General features: G+C 45.1%; 20 protein-coding genes. All 20 read left to right on the forward strand.

What is annotated here, in order from left to right:
• Positions 1-25 precede the first annotated feature (25 nt).
• The 20 genes from CTT31_RS04925 (at position 26) to CTT31_RS05020 (ending at position 17,918) form a co-directional block, all read left to right on the forward strand.
• Entirely contained in the window at positions 26-562 is a 537-nt protein-coding gene (locus CTT31_RS04925) for a phage tail-collar fiber domain-containing protein (RefSeq protein WP_069020287.1), read from the forward strand.
• 1 nt (position 563) lies between these two features.
• Positions 564-1,322, forward strand: coding sequence for a hypothetical protein (locus CTT31_RS04930; RefSeq protein WP_260492104.1), 759 nt, complete (start codon positions 564-566; stop codon positions 1,320-1,322).
• A 2-nt stretch (positions 1,323-1,324) separates the two neighbouring features.
• Complete coding sequence (locus tag CTT31_RS04935) at positions 1,325-1,693, forward strand: hypothetical protein (protein WP_260492105.1); 369 nt, start codon at positions 1,325-1,327, stop codon at positions 1,691-1,693.
• An 8-nt stretch (positions 1,694-1,701) separates the two neighbouring features.
• Positions 1,702-2,544: a baseplate assembly protein gene (locus CTT31_RS04940; protein WP_260492106.1), complete on the forward strand. Its 843-nt coding sequence runs from the start codon at positions 1,702-1,704 to the stop codon at positions 2,542-2,544.
• Between the two features lies 1 nt (position 2,545).
• Positions 2,546-3,472 carry a phage tail protein gene (locus tag CTT31_RS04945; RefSeq protein ID WP_260492107.1) on the forward strand — a complete coding sequence of 309 codons (927 nt, stop codon included), beginning with the start codon at positions 2,546-2,548 and terminating at the stop codon, positions 3,470-3,472.
• A 26-nt stretch (positions 3,473-3,498) separates the two neighbouring features.
• A complete protein-coding gene (locus tag CTT31_RS04950; RefSeq protein WP_260492108.1) occupies positions 3,499-4,047 on the forward strand; it encodes a phage tail protein in 549 nt (182 codons plus the stop codon).
• Positions 4,048-4,050: 3 nt separating this feature from the next.
• Positions 4,051-7,095 carry a coiled-coil domain-containing protein gene (locus tag CTT31_RS04955; RefSeq protein ID WP_260492109.1) on the forward strand — a complete coding sequence of 1,015 codons (3,045 nt, stop codon included), beginning with the start codon at positions 4,051-4,053 and terminating at the stop codon, positions 7,093-7,095.
• Positions 7,096-7,105: 10 nt separating this feature from the next.
• The gene (locus CTT31_RS04960; RefSeq protein WP_249122465.1) at positions 7,106-7,810 is read left to right on the forward strand and encodes a DUF4376 domain-containing protein; all 705 of its coding nucleotides are present in this window, start codon (positions 7,106-7,108) and stop codon (positions 7,808-7,810) included.
• Between the two features lie 61 nt (positions 7,811-7,871).
• Positions 7,872-8,354, forward strand: a complete 483-nt coding sequence (locus CTT31_RS04965; protein WP_069020271.1) for a hypothetical protein — start codon at positions 7,872-7,874, stop codon at positions 8,352-8,354.
• Between the two features lie 10 nt (positions 8,355-8,364).
• Positions 8,365-10,329, forward strand: coding sequence for a DUF4815 domain-containing protein (locus CTT31_RS04970; RefSeq protein WP_260492110.1), 1,965 nt, complete (start codon positions 8,365-8,367; stop codon positions 10,327-10,329).
• Positions 10,326-11,522, forward strand: coding sequence for a hypothetical protein (locus CTT31_RS04975; protein WP_260492111.1), 1,197 nt, complete (start codon positions 10,326-10,328; stop codon positions 11,520-11,522). The genes CTT31_RS04970 and CTT31_RS04975 overlap by 4 nt, the downstream gene beginning before the upstream one ends.
• Before the next feature lie 8 nt (positions 11,523-11,530).
• Entirely contained in the window at positions 11,531-11,752 is a 222-nt protein-coding gene (locus CTT31_RS04980; RefSeq protein ID WP_069020265.1) for a hypothetical protein, read from the forward strand.
• Positions 11,753-11,772: 20 nt separating this feature from the next.
• Entirely contained in the window at positions 11,773-13,254 is a 1,482-nt protein-coding gene (locus CTT31_RS04985; RefSeq protein WP_260492112.1) for a hypothetical protein, read from the forward strand.
• A gap of 9 nt (positions 13,255-13,263) precedes the next feature.
• Positions 13,264-13,683: a hypothetical protein gene (locus CTT31_RS04990; protein ID WP_260492113.1), complete on the forward strand. Its 420-nt coding sequence runs from the start codon at positions 13,264-13,266 to the stop codon at positions 13,681-13,683.
• 164 nt (positions 13,684-13,847) lie between these two features.
• Entirely contained in the window at positions 13,848-14,753 is a 906-nt protein-coding gene (locus tag CTT31_RS04995; protein ID WP_260492114.1) for a baseplate assembly protein, read from the forward strand.
• On the forward strand, positions 14,750-15,430 hold the full coding sequence (locus CTT31_RS05000) for a phage tail protein I (RefSeq protein ID WP_260492115.1): 681 nt from the start codon (positions 14,750-14,752) through the stop codon (positions 15,428-15,430). Before CTT31_RS04995 ends, CTT31_RS05000 begins: the two co-directional genes overlap by 4 nt.
• On the forward strand, positions 15,381-15,926 hold the full coding sequence (locus tag CTT31_RS05005) for a phage tail protein (protein ID WP_083229855.1): 546 nt from the start codon (positions 15,381-15,383) through the stop codon (positions 15,924-15,926). The genes CTT31_RS05000 and CTT31_RS05005 overlap by 50 nt, the downstream gene beginning before the upstream one ends.
• Positions 15,926-16,591: a hyaluronate lyase N-terminal domain-containing protein gene (locus tag CTT31_RS05010; protein WP_017218937.1), complete on the forward strand. Its 666-nt coding sequence runs from the start codon at positions 15,926-15,928 to the stop codon at positions 16,589-16,591. The genes CTT31_RS05005 and CTT31_RS05010 overlap by 1 nt, the downstream gene beginning before the upstream one ends.
• A complete protein-coding gene (locus CTT31_RS05015) occupies positions 16,591-17,025 on the forward strand; it encodes a hyaluronate lyase N-terminal domain-containing protein (protein ID WP_069020255.1) in 435 nt (144 codons plus the stop codon). The genes CTT31_RS05010 and CTT31_RS05015 overlap by 1 nt, the downstream gene beginning before the upstream one ends.
• Entirely contained in the window at positions 17,022-17,918 is an 897-nt protein-coding gene (locus tag CTT31_RS05020) for a hypothetical protein (RefSeq protein ID WP_260492116.1), read from the forward strand. The genes CTT31_RS05015 and CTT31_RS05020 overlap by 4 nt, the downstream gene beginning before the upstream one ends.
• Positions 17,919-17,948: the final 30 nt, after the last annotated feature.

The following is a 17,948-nucleotide window of genomic DNA, read 5'->3' on the forward strand; positions in this document are numbered from 1 at the left end:
TTAACAGACTCTAAAGGAATGACTCATGGAACAATTTACGCCGCTTATTACGCAGGCGGGATTAAACGCGGCCGTTAATGCCAAAGCCAATGGTTTTACCATTGATATTAGCGCGATTGCGGTAGGCACTTCTGGCTATACGCCGTCTCGTAGCCAAACTAGGCTGCGAGGTGAAAAAAATCGAGTGGCGATTGCCGGCGGGCAAGTTGTTGGTGACGGGCAATTTCATATTACCGGACATTTTATTGACGATGCTGAGTACGCGGTGCGCGAAGTGGGTTTTTATCTTGCCGATGGCACTTTGTTTGCCGTTTGGTCTCACCCGCAAAATGTACTTTTTTATCAAACACCCATTGCACAAATTGTACAAGGGTTTGATCTGCTGTTAAGTGCTGCACCCGTAGACGCTATCACGATTAATACTACAGGCGATTTAACGCTTTTTTATGCCGGTGAATTTCTCGACATGCTGGTGGCACAAACCCAACAACTGAGTGCACAAATTCAAGCGAATCACCGACAAATTCAATTCAACAACAGACTACTACAGCTAGGAGTGTAATATGGCGGATTATCAGCCAATGACATTAGAGCAGCGCATCGCCGCACTGCAAGCCGAGAACGGCAAATTAATCGATTCAAATAATGCCCTCACACAAACCGTGGTTGGCAAAATGGGGGAGATTAATCATGCACTAAGTGATGCGCAGCAAGATATTAGCGAAGCGATTGTTTTGGCAGGAGCAAAAACAGATCAAGCGATCCTCAACTTTGCAGATAGCCATTCTGACTTGCGAATTAATTATTATGATAGGGCGGATCATTCTAAGAGCTCGTTAAATATAGAAGCTGAACCTGAAGCACCACATATTTCAAAATGGGTGAAAGTACCTATCGCTACGCAGGGTTACTACACCTATCCAGCCCCTCAGGCACTTACCAAAGTACATCTGACTCGTAGTTATAGTTATGCACCTGGTCACAGTGAAGAAGATCAATATAGTCATGATTGGTCTAGAAGCTTTCCTCAATTTGTATTAGCAAATTATGAAGCAACAAGTGACCAGATTAACGCTGAGGTTGAGCGTTTAGGCCTTCAGCCAAAAATTACTGGTGGGTGGAATGCATGTGCAACCACCCAGACTATTGACACAATTAAGCTTCATGGTCTGCACCCTTATTCAATGTTATTTGTTCGCTTTATTAACATGCTCCCATCGCCCGTTGGCAGTGACAAAACACCACAAAACATCGTTGAATTTGGTGGTAACGCCACTTTTGCTGTTGACCGTGTTATTAACTATCCAAGAATCGAGGTGTAATTATGCAAGAACAAATTCCTTCACAACAAGATCATTTAGCGACACTTGCGTACCTAGACAAGCAAGTAAAGCGCGGGCAAATAAACCGAGCTGTGGCGGATGTAGAATCTATTATTGGGACTACTGCAGATACAGGCCACCTAGTATTAGTTGAGTTTATTAAGCTGCTTGATGGTCTCAGCAAAGCAACAACACTTGCCGAGATGCGTGCAGCGGCATTACAGGGGCGTGACAGCCTAGGTACATTAACCTCAAAAGTGCTGAATAATGAAATTCAGTTTCCCTATCAAGGTAAAGGTGCTGAAAATGTTTACCAAGAAATTGAATCTCGCGCCACTGGTGTTGCAAGCATTTTAACTTCCTCAGAATAAGGCACTCTATGGCAAATCAATCAATCGATCTTTCCACTTTGCCTGCGCCAAATATCCTTGAACCACTTGATTTCGAAAGCTTATTCCAAGCACGTAAACAACGTTTTATCGAACTTGCACCTGAATATGCCGAAGCGTTAGCGCTCGAAAGCTCGCCGCTTGCGATTTGTTTGCAAGTTGAAAGCTATCGCGAGCTGTTATTACGACAGCGCGTCAATGAAGCCGCGGCGGCGAATTTGTTAGCCACCAGCCAAGGCGCCGATCTTGAGCATCTTGGCGCTTTTTATGGGGTGGCTCGGTTGCCCGATGAGCATGACGAAACCTTACGAATGCGTATTCGCAACAGCACCATAGCGTCCAGTACGGCAGGTAGTGCGGCGCATTATCGTCATCAAGCCATTGAAGCTGCACCGGGATTTATCAAGGATGTGTCGGTGCAAAGCCCTGGGGACGGGCTGGTGGTGGTAACGGTACTCGCAAAGTTTGACACTGATGCAGAACAGGTTTTAGCACAAGTGAAAGAGAGGCTATTTGACGACTCGGTGAAAATGCTAACAGACACGTTAGAGGTCAAACTTGCACAGCCCGTTTGGGTAGATGTTGAAGCTGAGCTTTATCTCAATACTCATGCTTCTGAACTTATTATCAATAAGCTGGAGCAAACGTTGCAAGACAACTGGCTCAACATCACGACACTTGGCTGGGATTTAACGCCAAGCTGGCTGCATGCACAATTACATAGTACGGGAATTAGGCATATCGAACTGCTTGCTCCAACACAGTTAATTGATGTGGCAGCCCATCAGTACGTTATGCCCAAGTCAATCTCGCTGACATTAAAGCGAGGCTAAGATGACGTTATTACCTTCTAATCACACTTTGCTGCAACGGCGATTGCAGCAAAGTGTTGCCGTGAGTGACGATATTCATTCGGGTATTTCAAGGTTATCTGGGTTTAAGGCCGAACCGCACGACAACTTGCTGATGTGGCTCGTTTGGGAGTATGGCTTAGAAGCTATTTTGCCCTACAGCCAAGATCTTCGCGAAACCATCAAGGAAGGTCTGGTTTGGCAGCGACTTCGTGGTACACCAAAAAGTGTAGACATCGCGCTCAATTGGCTTAACTTTGACGAGGCTGAGCTTGAGGTTGATAAACCCGGACGCCACTTTTATCGCTATCAATTGGCATCTGGCAAAATCCCGGGGAACAAGGCGCTGAAAGATATACATCAGCTGCTTGGACTATCAGCCCCAGTAAGAGCCAAACTCTCACGTATTTATCATGGTTATGATGTGCGTGAACTGAAGTTATCTCAAAGTGGTTTTGGGGCGCTTCTATCTGATGTTTCTGGCGTGCCATTTCATGATGGCGATAACACGCTATGCAAAGTCAGCTTTGGCCGCAGCCATCAGCAAGGTGTGAGTCATAACGTGACGAATGCCGCTGCACACCTCAGTAGAACACATAGTCAGCGCAGTCATTACCTCACCACAAAACGCTTGAGTGAATATAAGCTCAGTGACAAAGAGCCTTCACAACTGCCTGTGAGCTCAGCCCGAATCAGGCTGCTTTCGCAGCATCGCGTGTGGTCAACACGCTCGTGGCAGGGTGAGTGGCAACAAAGCTGGACTAAAGCCGATGCGTTTTTTGGTGAGCCGCTTCATGCAACGACTGCACATTGGCAACACCGTCAAATGATGCCGCTCTCAACTGCGCTCGCCACCACTGGACGGCTTAATGTTCATTGTAGTCGTTTCCAAGTGGTACTCCCAGAATAGCACTCCTCAAATAAATGGAATTCTCAATGCAATCATCACAATTTGCCTCTGTTGTATGGACGACACCGGGGCTTGCCAAATTGACGCAGGCGCTAGAGCAAGGGCAAGCTTTTACGTTGACGCATTTGTCCGCAGGAAGCGCAGGTTATATCGCGTCTCACTTGCAAACTCAGTTACGACAAGAGCGCCAAAAGGTCCCGATTTTACAGGCGGAGCAACTCACTGCAACACAAGTGCGTTTTAGCGCCGTGTTTGAGGGGGAAGCCGATTACCCAGTTAAAGAATTAGGAATTTGGTCTGGCAGCACCTTAGTTGCGGTATATAGCGCAGGGGGTGAAGTGCTGAATCGTAAAAGCAAAGACGTAGCCTGGTTAGAGGTCATTTCGCTTAACCTCGCAGCGCTGCCTGCACAGCAAGTCAGTTTTGAAACAGGCGTGCTTAACACCAATATTTTTATGGCAAAAGAGCTGGCAACATCTGTGTATGCACATCTTAGACAAGGTAAAAGTCTGATCCAGCAAGCCAACCAAACCATGCAACTGGCGATGCGCCTAAGAAAAGCAAACATAGGATAATACATGACCATAGAATCACAACTTGCCCAGTTGCAACAGGCCGCAACTGAGCAAACCGAAGCAAGTGTTCAACTTGCCAACAATATCACCGAAGGCTTACAAGAAATTGATCAGGTTAAGCAAGATATTGCCCAAACCTATCAAACGGTTAATCAGAACAACCAAGCGCTGAATGATTGGCAAACTCAGTCTGGCAGCGTCAACCTCAAAGATCTAAATGGCAACAGCCATACACTGCCAACACTTAAATCACTGATTGCAGATGCGCAAAGCGTTAACCCGCATCCCCATGTAATGACCAAAGCCCAGTTTGATGCACTGCGCGACATGCGTAAACAGCAATATGCGGGAAGTGGGTTTGTGGAGTGGGGAAAAGAATCCATAGATGAAAACTGTAATATCAATGACGGTATATGGCAGGCCATATCCCCAGAGCGAAATACGTTTTTCCTCGGCCGTAGTGGTAAAGATGTAAACTCCAAAGGCATATCGCTAACAGACTACCCTATAGCAGTAGTTGATGGTGTATCCCATAAATTGGAAAATGTTGCTTGTGCTCGATCTTATATAATTAATAAAGTTAGATTTCCGATGGCCCCAGATGGCACCAAAACCTATGATTCAGCGTCTGGCACCGTCACCCAGCACAACGATGCTGCAACCGCATTTGCAGCAGAAACCGAGACCAATAAGGTGATCACCTCTCGTAAAGACTTAGCATTTCTGGAATCTTGGCATGAGAAAATTGCAGATAAAGATGTCGTGTATCCGCTAGGGAATGTGCAATATGGCGCAAATAACTATAAGGGCATTGCCCTTCGCAATAACCTCGTTGCTCAGGGGTACTCAGCATTTGGTGAATGGGATACTGGTACAAAGGGATATGGCGTTAAATGGTCATCGCTAACGGAGCCGCAAAAGGCTATTTTCCTTGGAGAACCCGAGCATAATATTTACTACGACCCAGAAGCCAAAGCGTATATTCAGGTTAGATATCGGGTTAGGGTGATTGAGGGGCTTGGGAATGATTGGAGAGCAATAAGAGCTAATACTGCAGGCGTCCTATGTTACGACTTAAACTATCGTGTCGGCAAGCAAGGCATTAAAGTGGAAACGAATTCATACGTTTCTCACCGTACCTCAAATGGTTACTTTTCATCGAAAAGCGCCTACTCTCTTTTAAAAAGCGATCTTGGTGTATTCCATGCCGTTGAAGGTATAAATAGCAATAAATTTGGTCACAAAGGACTGTGTTATGCCTTACCAATAGCCCTTGTACAGCGTTTAAACCAAGGGGCTTATCACCCAACTTATAATCCCATGGGAACAGGAAAGCTCGTAAATAGCGCCCATAATGGCTGGAGAAGCTGGCATATCCCGGAAGCAAAACAGTCTACAGCGGTAAAAGATTATTTTACAGGGTATCAAAGTGGTGGAGTAAGTGATGTTCTAGGGACAATCGGCTCTATATCGGGAGACGAAAGATATAGCGGAAGAGTTGACCAGTATAAGTTCTATGATGCAATTTATGCTGGGCAAGTTGAAGATTTACGTATTAATGCAAATAAACTCGATGTAAACAAACTCAGAGAAAATAAATTAAGAGATGTTATTGCAGCTAAATTCAGAGGTAAGGAAACGCTTCCATTTACCAAGTTAAAATCAGGTAACTGCTATGACTCAGCTGTCACTATTTATTTGTTTCAAAAAGACCCTAAATCGGAAGGCAGCTTAATTGGAGACGACAAACTATACAACGGTAGCAGATTAATCTCAAGCTACCCAAACCAAACTAAATTTAAAGCATCTCCAATTGCAATAAAGTTTACTGACGAGGGGAATACAAACTTAACTACTTTTGCTGGTGGCGTCACTCTCAATCAATGGTTGGTTTTGGATGAATTCTCTATTGAGGGAAATGGCAACTTGATTGCCCTTACTAACCCAAACACGGGAAATTTAAATTGGTTCAATACAGGTAGAGCATCAACAATACAGGCTGAGCTATTATTTCCTACAGATCAAAGTAATGCAGAATTTGATATTTTGCCTTGGACTGACATTGTTGCTACGCCTGATAACTTTAAATCTACATTTCCTGATGGTGTACAAGGTCAATGGATACCAAAGTTACCAGACGGGACAGCTGGCTATCCACTAAATCGGAAACTATCCGGTGATACGTTATCAGCAACCTTTACTATCGACCAGGGACAAACTTGGGTTAAAAATAATGTGCAGTTTGATCCTGTAAAAAATATAAATTCAGTAAGCTGGAATGCCAATGCCGTGGCATTGTTGCAGTATGAGTCAGACTCCGTGTTCACTCATGCAGCAACAAACTCAGCGATCTGTGGGGATATTGGGCGAGTCTATGCGACCCAAGCATATTTGAATCAATATGGAAATCGATTGCAATCCAGCCTTACAGGGTTAGTAGGCAAACGTAATAGCAGTGCATACTTTCAAGAGCATCTTAATGTTTCAAAGCACGCTTATTATAGCCCAAACCAAACCCTTGGATGGACATCTCGTGCAGGTGATGAACCAATCCATGAACCATTAAATCTTGATGTTCCAAATGATAATTCGCCAGCAGTAAAAGCGTTATCGACAATTACTGAAAAGAACGGGCTGCTGTATTTACAGTTTCATGGTACGGAACTCAAATATAAATCAATTCATCTAAGTGATGTTGAAGTCATTGAAGCCGGCGTTGAGGCGAGCGTTGTTAAAGGGAAGGTATACAGGCTGCAAGGGTTTGATAACGGTCACTTAAACAGACCTGTCATTGCGGTACAAGATAGGTTGAACTTCACTTTTTCAGCGTCTGCATTTGATGGCTATCGCGTAGCAAATGACGGCCGCATCATGACAAGTTCAGGCGTAGAATATTCACTCATTAGAGTTCACAACAATGACTGGGGCGACGATCAAACCATCCCAATTATCGATCGCGAAAACACCAAAACCGATCTCAACGGCAATACCGTCAAAGTGTTCTGCCATCACACCCTATTCCCAATAGGGATTGCACACAATGGATAAGGAGATTGTAATGAATACTGAGGCTGAGAACCTCACGGCTGATGCAGTAGAGGCCTTAACGCTGAGCTATACGGACGTGCAAACAAAAATAATGCTGCGTCACCCTCAAGAGCAGATTGACGAGGTGCTACAACTTGCCATTGAGCAAGAAGAAGCCGCATATCGCGAGGCGCATGCCGCGTGGCAGACTGAAACGACAGAAGTGCAAGCACAGATAGCTGAGGCGCAAGCGCACAATGCCGCTAACCCAGATGAACTAATGCCTGTGCCGCCACTACCAGCGGAGCCTATGCTGGACTTGCAAGTGAGAAGAGCTTGCTATCGTGTTGAGCATGTGGAGGTGGATTTAGCATTAACCACTGAAACTGTTGAATCGCGCATAGAGTACGACGACGAAGCGCGAATGGCTTATCACCATCCTGCGACCCTTGCGCATACTGAACAACAAATTGCAGACACCAAACGTGAACGCTTTAAAAGTCAGCGTGCAGCGAATGTGGCGTCAATCGCCGTTGAAGTTGATGGTCTGGTGTTTGATGGTGACGAACAAAGTCAGCAACGTATGGTTCGAGCCATACTACTGATGACAGACAGTGACACACAGCGCTGGGTACTTGCTAATAACAATGTGGCCGAAGTAACCAAAGCACAACTTACGCAAGCTTGTTTACTTGCCGCAGAGCAGCAATCCGACCTCTGGATTGAACCTTACTAAACCTCTACCTTCTCACCGAGCTTAATTTTTAGCTCGGTTTCATTTCTTTAAGGAGCAGTCCTTGGCCACTTTAACACTTCAAGGCCGAAAGGCGCTTGCACGGCTAATGCAGCAGCAGGCTATTTATTTGGCATGGGGTAACGGCGCATCAAGTTGGGATAATACTTTGCCGCCAACCCCTACCAATACCACACAACTCACTAATCTCATTGGTTATCGCAAGGCAAAGCAAATTCGCTTTTGTGAGCCAGATGAACAAGGCGAAATTCAGGTACCAACCGGAAAGTTCCGCTTAAGCGACACCGCCAGCCAACATCTGTATTGCCAATTCACCTACGACTTCGAAGATGGCTTAGGTGAGCATATTCGCGAGCTTGGCTTAATGCTTGGTACGACACCAAAAACGGGCATTCCAGCTGGAAAATATTACCTCTTACCAGACGAGGTTGCAGAGGCAGGTGAGCTTATTTTGCTTGAGCATCGCACGGCGCTATTTCGCGACCAAGGGGTACGCGAAACGTTTGAGTTTGTGATCAGTTTTTAAGAAGAAAGCAATGATAAAAGATTATTACCAGCAGTTTGATCCTGCAAAGCGTTACAGCCAGCTATTGTTTCGAGCGAGTAAAGGGTTGCAAAGTCGTGAACTCAACGATCTACAACTGCAGTCTCAGCACCATCTAAAAGGCATCGCTGATGTATTGATGAAAGATGGGGATGTGGTTAAGGGGGGCGAGGTGGTTATTGACCAAGCTCATGCCGTTGCAACCATTGGCGCATCCTCAGTATATTTACAGGGCGCGGTACATGAGGTCGACACCAAACAGTTAGCGATTGCGCTAAATAAACTCGAAATTGTCGGGGTGTGGTTAGCAAAGGAAGTGGTGACAGAGCTTGAAGATTCAACACTTAGAGATCCAGCCATTGGTGCACACAATTTTGACGAAGCGGGTGCCGCGCGACTGAAAATCTCGGGCCGTTGGGGGCTGAGCGACAGCCTTGACTATCCCAATAGCGACTTTTTTCCCGTTTACCAAATCGATCATGGCACGCTTATCGTTAAGCAGCCGCCACCACAACTAGACTCAATTACCAGCGCACTTGCGCGTTACGACCGCGAGTCAAACGGCGGGAGTTATGTGGTGAGCGGGCTCAATGTCAGCTATCGAGAGAGCACGGCAAGCCACCAGCACTTTAATGTGCAAGAGGGAAAAGCGCATATCAATGGCTATGAAATAGCGTTTAACACCGCACTGCCTGTTACGCTGCCGAACGACCCCGATGTGCGTGAGGTGATCAATGAGCCGAGCCGATTTAGTGCTAATGCCCAAGGCGCTATGCGAGTCGATTTAGACTTTGCACCGGTGCAGCGCATTGATCAGGTGACTGCTGAGGTGAAAAAGCGTACCTCTCTGACTCGAGGCCACGCGCAAACCGGCCAAAACACCGATCCCTTTGATGATGACTCTGTCATTGAAATTTTGCAGATCTCACAAGGTGGCATTGAATATCAGCAAGGTATCGACTTTATTTTTACCCGCAATCATATTAGTTGGCGTGATGGTGGCAATAAGCCGGCGTCAGGCACGTCGTATGACGTGGTTTATACTTATCGCCGACTAATTGAAGTTGATGCCGACGAAACCGGGTTTTGGCTCGAGCAGCAGTTAAACGAAGCTGAAGAAATGCTCGAAAATGGCCTTGTGGTCGTCGATTATCACTGGTTTATGCCACGTATCGACCTGCTCGTGCTTACCCCCAATGGTCATGTTGAGCGGATCAAAGGTGCACCCGACAGAATCAACCCGCAAGCACCTTTAGTGCCTCATCAACACCTGGGGCTTGCCCAAGTGCAGCAACACTGGGGGAGTGCGCCGCCGCATATCCAAAATATTGCGATTGAAGCGGTACAAATGACAGATCTTGCGTTGATGCAACAGCAGATCTCAGATTTATACCAATTGTTGGCCATTGAACGCCTACGTAACGATACCAATGCCCAGTCACCTGCGAGCAAATACGGCGTGTTTGTTGACCCGTTTTTAGATGACGATATGCGCGATATTGGACTTGAGCAAAGCGCTGCTATTGTGGATGGCGAACTTATGCTGCCAATGGCCGCAGAAATAACTCAGTTGTCACAACCACAAGTCCAGACATTACCGTACGAACTCGAAGACGTCTTAATACAAGAAAGCCGTACTGGGGAGATGAAAATTAATCCTTATATGGCATTTGAACCACTGCCTGCGGATGTCACGTTAACCCCAAGTGTTGATCATTGGACGCAAACCCAGACTCAGTGGACAAGCCCTATTACTCGCAGGTTAACTAGCGGTGGAGGGCGTGTTCGTCGCGTTATTACTCAAACGAGTACTGAGCGAGTTGGTGTGCGCCGTCAGCAAGCGGAGTTCTTGCGCACTCGTTGGGTCAACTTTGCTATCTCTGGGTTTGATTCAGGTGAGCAACTGGACTCACTGTTATTCGATGGCATTGAAATTATTTCAGAGGTGCAAGCATGATCCAAGCAAATACACGCGGTGAATTAGCAGGTCGATTTAAAGTGCCAAATAATGTTCCCGCCGGAACTAAATTGGTGCGGTTTATTGGTAAGCAAGGTTCGGCAGGAAGCGCTAGTTATACAGGTAGTGGCGTGATTGAAGTGGAAACATTGAGGCGTGTAAATAGCATTATTACTCAGCGTTTTGACCCACTCGCACAAACCTTTATTTTGGAGCAATCGCGATTTATTGCCGGTGTTGAATTATGGTTTACCGCCAAAGGACAGGAGGCGGTAGAAGTTCAAATTCGTGAAGTAGTACAAGGTATTCCTACACAAACTGTGCTGGCAAGTAGCAAAATAAGCAGCGATGAGATAAAGCTAAATGACCAACCGACACTGTTTACCTTTACTCCAACCTTTTTAAATGCCGATCAGGAATATGCGTTGGTTGTGTTAACTGATGGGGCCGAGCACAGTGTTGCTATTGCAGAGCTCGGTAAGCTTGATCAGGCGCATAACTGGGTTACCTCTCAGCCGTATCAAGTAGGAGTGTTGTTATCATCAAGCAACGCTAGCACCTGGACGCCACATCAGGATAAAGATCTGACATTTAGATTAAAGGCTGCCAAATTCACAGAGCAAAGTAGACGGATTGAACTCGGCGAGGTAGAGGTTGAGCAAGTAACGGATTTAATGCTCTTAGCTGTAGTCCAGCGCCCAAGTGCAGATACTCAAGTTACCTTTGAACTCACTTACCCTACTGGCAATAAAGAAAAAGTGCTAAGCGTTCAAGAGTGGCAACCAAGTACGCTTGGAGAAACCATAACAGGCAAGGTGAAGGTCGCTGCTGTATTGACGGGAACACAAAACTTAACGCCAGTACTTTTTGCGGGCAGCCAGTGTGTTCACGGGCAAGTCGCGCAAACTGGAGACTATATCTCTCGTGAGCTGCGCTGCCGTTTAGGCGGTGATTTAACGGTGAGCTTTGAAGCGAATATTCAAAGCCACTCAGAAGTACAAGCCTTGATGCAAAAAGGGGATGTTTGGCTACCGCTTGCACTGGATAGCAGTTCAGTACTGAACGATGGTTGGCAGCAGTTCAACTACACCTTTAACGGTGTTGATACCGCCACAACACGGGTGAAACTGGTACTGAAGGGGACTCCTGCACAGCGCCCTAGAGTACGAAATCTACGCACATTTACTTTGTAGGAGAAGTTGTGGACATCAACCAATTTACTCCATTTCAGCAATATCCACTCCCTCACCCAGATAATCTACTTGAACAAGACGTACAGCGATTGATCAATGCGCTTAAGGCAATTGATGCAGATATCCATCAGCAGCAACTGGCACATCAACAAGCTCAAGTAGATATCGACAAGCGCTTTAGACGGCTTCGGCTCAATCAAGTGTTGGGTGAAACCCTGCTACCAATTTAAAGGATTTATAAGAGGAAATTATGGCAACAATTCAACAAGCCGTTCAGGTAATGGTTGACAAACTGGTCGCTGATATGAACGGCAGCACTCCGCTGAGTGCAGAGGAGCAAACCTTAGTCACGAATGCAATAGCGCGGCTCACAGATAACGCTAAGCTTGAACAAGCCGTTGTGGCCGTTGCACAGGAACATTTGGATGACTCAACCCAGCTATTGCAACAGGTTGCAACTTCAGCGATCAACAATATTGATTCTGCTAAAGCTGATTTAACCGCGTCGACCGCTGAGCTGGTTACCAGGGCTGCAAAACTAGCGCTACTGGATCAAATAGGTCCATTGACGCAACAAATTAATGAAGTGGTCGCGAATAACACTGCTGCAACACCAAAAACCTTATTCGCGATAAAAAATATTGATACGGCGAATAATAATGTCAATTTCCGCCGCTCCACATCGGTTTTGGCTATCTATAATAGTGATGGTACTTCCTATCTCACTCGACCAAGTTATACCGTAAATGCCGCAACGGACACATGTCGTTTAGATCATTTACAAATTAGCCAAGATGGCACGTCATCCACCGTACTAAAATCAAGCTTTGTCCATAATAATGCCTTTGAGCAAAACCCTGCGACTAAGGTGTATCAACACGGCGCAAGTGCCATTGTGCCACTGGGGTTAAAAGCACAACCTAATGATGTTAGTTTTGAAATCGTATATAGCACCCAAGAGTCTCAGTCAGCGAATGCGACGGAGTATGGTGGTATCTTTGTTTTAGGGCAGGGATTTACCTCGCGTACTTTGCCAAAGCAAGATCTCAATGCCCGAGATAAATTTGGTATTCCAACGCGGTCCAGCTACAACCATAACGAGGTGGCTGTGTTGTATAACAACCAAAAGCACTGCTTAGTGGTTATCGACTCGGGTACTAACTTGGTTGTGGAAAAGTATCGTGATGGCAATCACATTACTAACATCGCCATCGCGAATGCAACTGAATATCAGAATTATGTGGATAGCGGTGACTTTACAACGATGGTATTTATCGCAAATACCTTAGCGCAGCCGCATGGAATAAATCGCTATAACCACAGCGAAGCGGCGATGTCGAGCTATTCATCTAACTACTACGGTTACTTTGGTTTACTCGGTAGTGAAGTAAAAATGGCAGGTGACAAATTTAATGCGCATTATCTCTTTACCGAAGAGCAGAAGCTTCAGCCCATCAATTATATTTTTACCAGTAATAGTGAGCCATACCGTACACAAAGTTCAAATGGTACAGAGAATAGTGAAGGTGAAGTGAATGTGGTTATGGAAACACTAGATGGCGAGTTACTGAGTTCGTATTGCTATCGTTCTAAGGCCGATAGCGTAGGGTATGATGGAGGCATAATGGCAACAGCCATTCAAGCGATGAATCCATACTCACATATCGGTGTTATTAATGAGCACTACCTATATAACCAGTATGGCCTCGCCAGAACCTGTCGCGCGATTTAAGGAGTGAAAATGAATATTTATTACGACAATAATAAAGGGATGTCTATTGCGGGTAACTTTTGGTTGGTACACCCGCAAACGGGTGAGCAATGGAATAAAGAGTCGGTAGCACAGTTTATAGCTGAAGCTCAGTTAGAGACTGAAGAAAACTCTGAAGTTGAGTATTTAAAACAGCAAGTTATTACGCGCATAAAGCAACTCGCCTATAGCAAATTGCAATCAGAGCAGTGGCGAGTAGAGCGCGCAAAAGAGCGTGAGTTGAGTGAGCGTTTGAACGGTAATGAAGAAGGTGCAGCAACAGAGCGTGCAAACCTACTCGCCATTTTGCAGCAAAGAGAAGTGGTGCGTGAAAAAAGCGGTGAGTTAGAAGCTGCGGTGCTTAGCCTTACCTCTCAAGCTGAATTACTAGAGTTTGTGATTGCGTTCTAATAATTTCACAGCAGGTCAGGATTGACCTGTTTTACTCCCTAAAAATCAGTAAGATAGACCTATGCTTGAGAAAGTTAACAAGCACACAGGTTTCCAATCTCCAAAGCCCACAAGCAAGAGTTTGCTGTGGGTTTTTTATTTTCTGTTTAGTACCGGAGAGTGCCATGCCATCATCTCAGTTAATCGATTTATCTAAGCTAACACCTCCAGAGCTATTAGAAAATCTGGAATATGAACAAATTCTGGAGCAGTTGAAAAGTAAATTGAGTGAGTTAGTTCCAGATGTTAGTAAGACGCTAGAGCTAGAATCAGAGCCTTTAACACAGTTACTCAATACATTTGCATATCACAGCATGCTGCTTAAAGGACGAATAAATGACACCGTCAAAGGTAACTTGTTGGCGACAGCAACAAATAGTGACCTAGACCATATTGCAACGCGTTATGGTGTAAGCCGTTTGCCAGAAGAGTCAGATGAACGGTTTAGACACCGAATACAACAAGCATTCCATAGTCTAAATACGGCTGGAACAGCTGAAAGTTATCGCTATCATACATTTTCTGCAGATAGTCGCGTCAAAGATGTTCATGTTACAAGTCCTTCACCTTGCCATGTAGTGTTGACCATTTTGAGTCATGAATCAGCCAACGGTATACCTTCAGACGCACTACTGAACAAGCTCAGAGCAACGTTTGGACTCAAAGCAGATGCGGCTGATACCGTATCTGATGTGCTTGCATTGCAAAAAGTGCGGCCCATTGGTGACAGAGTTGAAATTGTGCCAGTGACAGTGAAGCCCTATACCATCAATGCCCGAGTGCAACTAGCCCCGGGACCAGGCAAAGCACAAGTTAAAGCACAAGTGTTGGCCAATTTAAAAGATTTCTTTGCACAAACCAGTGTCATGGGCACTGCGATAAAGCGCTCAGCACTGTTTGCCACTTTATATAGTAGCGGTGTGGAAGATGTTGTACTCGCTGCACCGAGTGAGAATGTCATAATTGCGAGCCATGAAGTCCCTTGGTGTGAAAATGGCATCGCTGGCTTGATATTTGAAGGTGATGTGTGAGTGATAGTAAACCAGTACACCGAGGAACTGAGCTGATTGAGCAAATACAAGCCACTCAATCCCCAATTTTTACTGTGCTGAATGAAGCTGCAAATTGCCTAGAAACATTATGGCAACCTGAGACTTGCCCAATCGAATTATTACCTTGGTTGGCGTGGAGCCAAAGTGTTACGCAGTGGGATGAGCAGTGGCCAGAGTCTATAAAACGGCAGATCATTGCGCAAAGCTATGAACAACACAAACACCTTGGGACGCGTTTTGCCATTATTAACGCGTTAGCGCCTTTTGGATATGACACCCGTATCACAGAATGGTTTGAACAAGTACCTAAAGGCCCTGCCGGGACAATCGCTATTGATGTTGCGGTGTCTGATAGGGGGCTCAATGAGTCGTTATATCAGCAGATATTTCAAACCATCTCAGCGAATAAACGCCATAGTATTCAGTTTAATTTATCGCTCAGTTTATTATCTACAGCAAAAATTCAGCTGGCTTCAGCAGCGCTATTTGGTGCTTCTGTCACTGTCTATCCATACTATGCCAGCGAGATTGTAAGCAATACCAGTATGCGTTTTGTGGTAGCCAGTCAGTCTTGCAGTTATACCAATATTTACCCTCGGAGTAGTTATGCCCCAACCACAATACTGGACCATGCTGACACCAGCGGGTCGCGCTAAAATAGCCAATGCCATTGGTACTGGCGTTAAAATCAACTTAGTCAAATTTGCCGTGGGTGATGGCAATATTTTACCTGATGCGGAGCATCTCACGAGTGAGCGATTTAGAGGACTGATAAATAGCTCCAAAACGCTAGAAAACAATCCTGCAATGCTTGAGATCATCGGTATTGTCCCTGCCACGGAAGGTGGGTTTTATGTTCGTGAAGCCGCTTTTTACACTGAAGACGATCAAGCATTTGCCATTGTTAAATACCCTGAAACTTACAAGCCTAGTATTGAAGACAACGCCAGTGCTGAGCTTGGAATAAAAGCGGTGATTGATGTGGTGCAGTCAGAAATGGTGAATTTAAAAATAGATCCATCTATGGTGTATGCCACGCAAGACTATGTAAATAATGAAATTAATAAATTTGTAGGCTTACTATCTCTTGATGGTGGCGCATTTTCTGATTCTTACCCCAATGTTCCCTCGTTAGACGGAGGCAGTATTTAATGTCGAACAAAATTCAGTTTAGGCGCGGACCTGCGGCAAACCGCACCAATGTCACGCCGAGTAATGGTGAACCAATATGGTTGACCGACAGCAAAAAACTATTTATCGGTGATGGCACAACCCCTGGAGGGGTGGATATTTTCACCACCCTTGGTAGTGCTATTCATCGTGATGCAGGTAGCGGCGCAAACCATGTGTTGTTGCTAGACAGTACCGGTAAAATTCCTGAAAATGTGTTACCCAGTCTTGCAATAGGTGAGCCGTTTGAGGTCGCCAGTCAATCTGCCATGTTAGCGCTAAATGCACAGCCTGGTGACTTGGCGATTCGCACCGACGAGAACAAATCTTATATTCTCAAGTCGACACCTGCGAATGTATTAGCAAACTGGGTGCTGCTGCGCACACCAACAGATAATGTTTTATCTGTAAACGGTAAAACAGGGGCTGTAACGGTTAACAAAGCAGATGTTGGCCTAAGCCAAGTTGATAACTTATCGAAATCACAGCTGTTTACCTCACCTATGTTCACCGGTACGCCAAAATCACCTACACGGGCACGCTCAGATAATAGCACTAATATTGCAACCACCGCTTGGGTACGAGACTGGGTTAGTTCATTGGGTCTCGCTGTTGAAGGCGGCGATATTGACGGGGGAGTATTTTAATGGGGCGACGGATCCAGTTTAGAAGAGGCCCAGAAGCAACACGATTACAAACTGTACTTGGCAACGGCGAACCAGGATTTTCGACAGACACAAAGCAGCTTTATGTCGGTGATGGCGAAACACTTGGTGGTGTGCCGGTTTTGATGGGGTTTTATCAAGTAGTTGAAAACGACATGGGGGCGGTTGCAGGTGGTACATATTTGTTTGCAACGGCTTGTACCTTACATTTGCCACAAACAGCGCCTGAAGGTTCACATATTACGGTGAAGCTACTGAGCAATGCGGGGGCAAGTAAAGCATCTCCTGCCAAAGTGTGCCCCCCAAGTGGGCAATCAATTGGGCGTGGTGAGGAAGCGGGATCTGAATATCATATGACAATACCGAATACACAACGTGACTTTATATTTGTACAAGGAGGGTGGATTTTAGCATGAGTAATGTATTAACTGATTATGACGATACAAGTAGCGATTTCCCTTTCTATAAGCCAAAGTCAATCGATTTGAAAACCGTTGGAGATTTGCAGAACCAATATAAAGATCGAACTTATATAAACAACCCGTATCAAAAAGGCCATTGTTTGTTTATAGCCCATAATGCAGTTTACTATTATCATGAAACTACTGAACTATGGCAAAAAATCTATTCGGAAGACAGTAATGGTGTACTTCAAAAAGACGTATTTTTTTATCAATTAGATGGTCAAAATTATGTCTTATTGACGTTTAAAGAGCGTAATACTGCGTCGGAGTTTTCAAAAGTAATCTCTGTCAATTTATTAAATGGTCGAATTGTACGTTCTTTGTCACTGCCAATAGAGCACTATTTTGGCTATTTTGTAGTTCAAAATAATCAACTGTATTTATCGGGTCAAATTGCAGGCAGGGGTAAGAAAATCCCTGTAGATTTGACAACGCTGACTATTGATATTGAAGCCGCTGAAGATTATGGTTTTGGCAGAGGACCTCATAGTTTTGTCAATGGTTTAGTGTCTCTACTTCAATGCAAACCTGATGAGGAGTTTGGTCAGCTAAAGGTTGAGCTAAGGTTTGGTCCTGAATTTCACTTAAACTCAGCAACAAGTCCAGTAAAAACTTTTATCTTACCTTATCGTGTATTTATGCCATTTAGTACCATGCGATTGAATCCAAAGGTTATCTCATTTGATACGGTTGCCATGCTCGGAGATAGACAGAATGAACCTAGCGATCCTATTGGTAGGGATGTGCCTATTTCAAAGGTATATTGGCCAATATCAGAAATAGATAATTGGCTGGCAAGTATTATTGAATATTATACAGGTATTAACTTATGGGAATGGGACTAGGAATTTACTATATGTCTCCAACCGGTCAGG

The sequence above is a fragment of the Pseudoalteromonas maricaloris genome, assembly GCF_024746855.1.
Taxonomy (GTDB): domain Bacteria; phylum Pseudomonadota; class Gammaproteobacteria; order Enterobacterales; family Alteromonadaceae; genus Pseudoalteromonas; species Pseudoalteromonas maricaloris.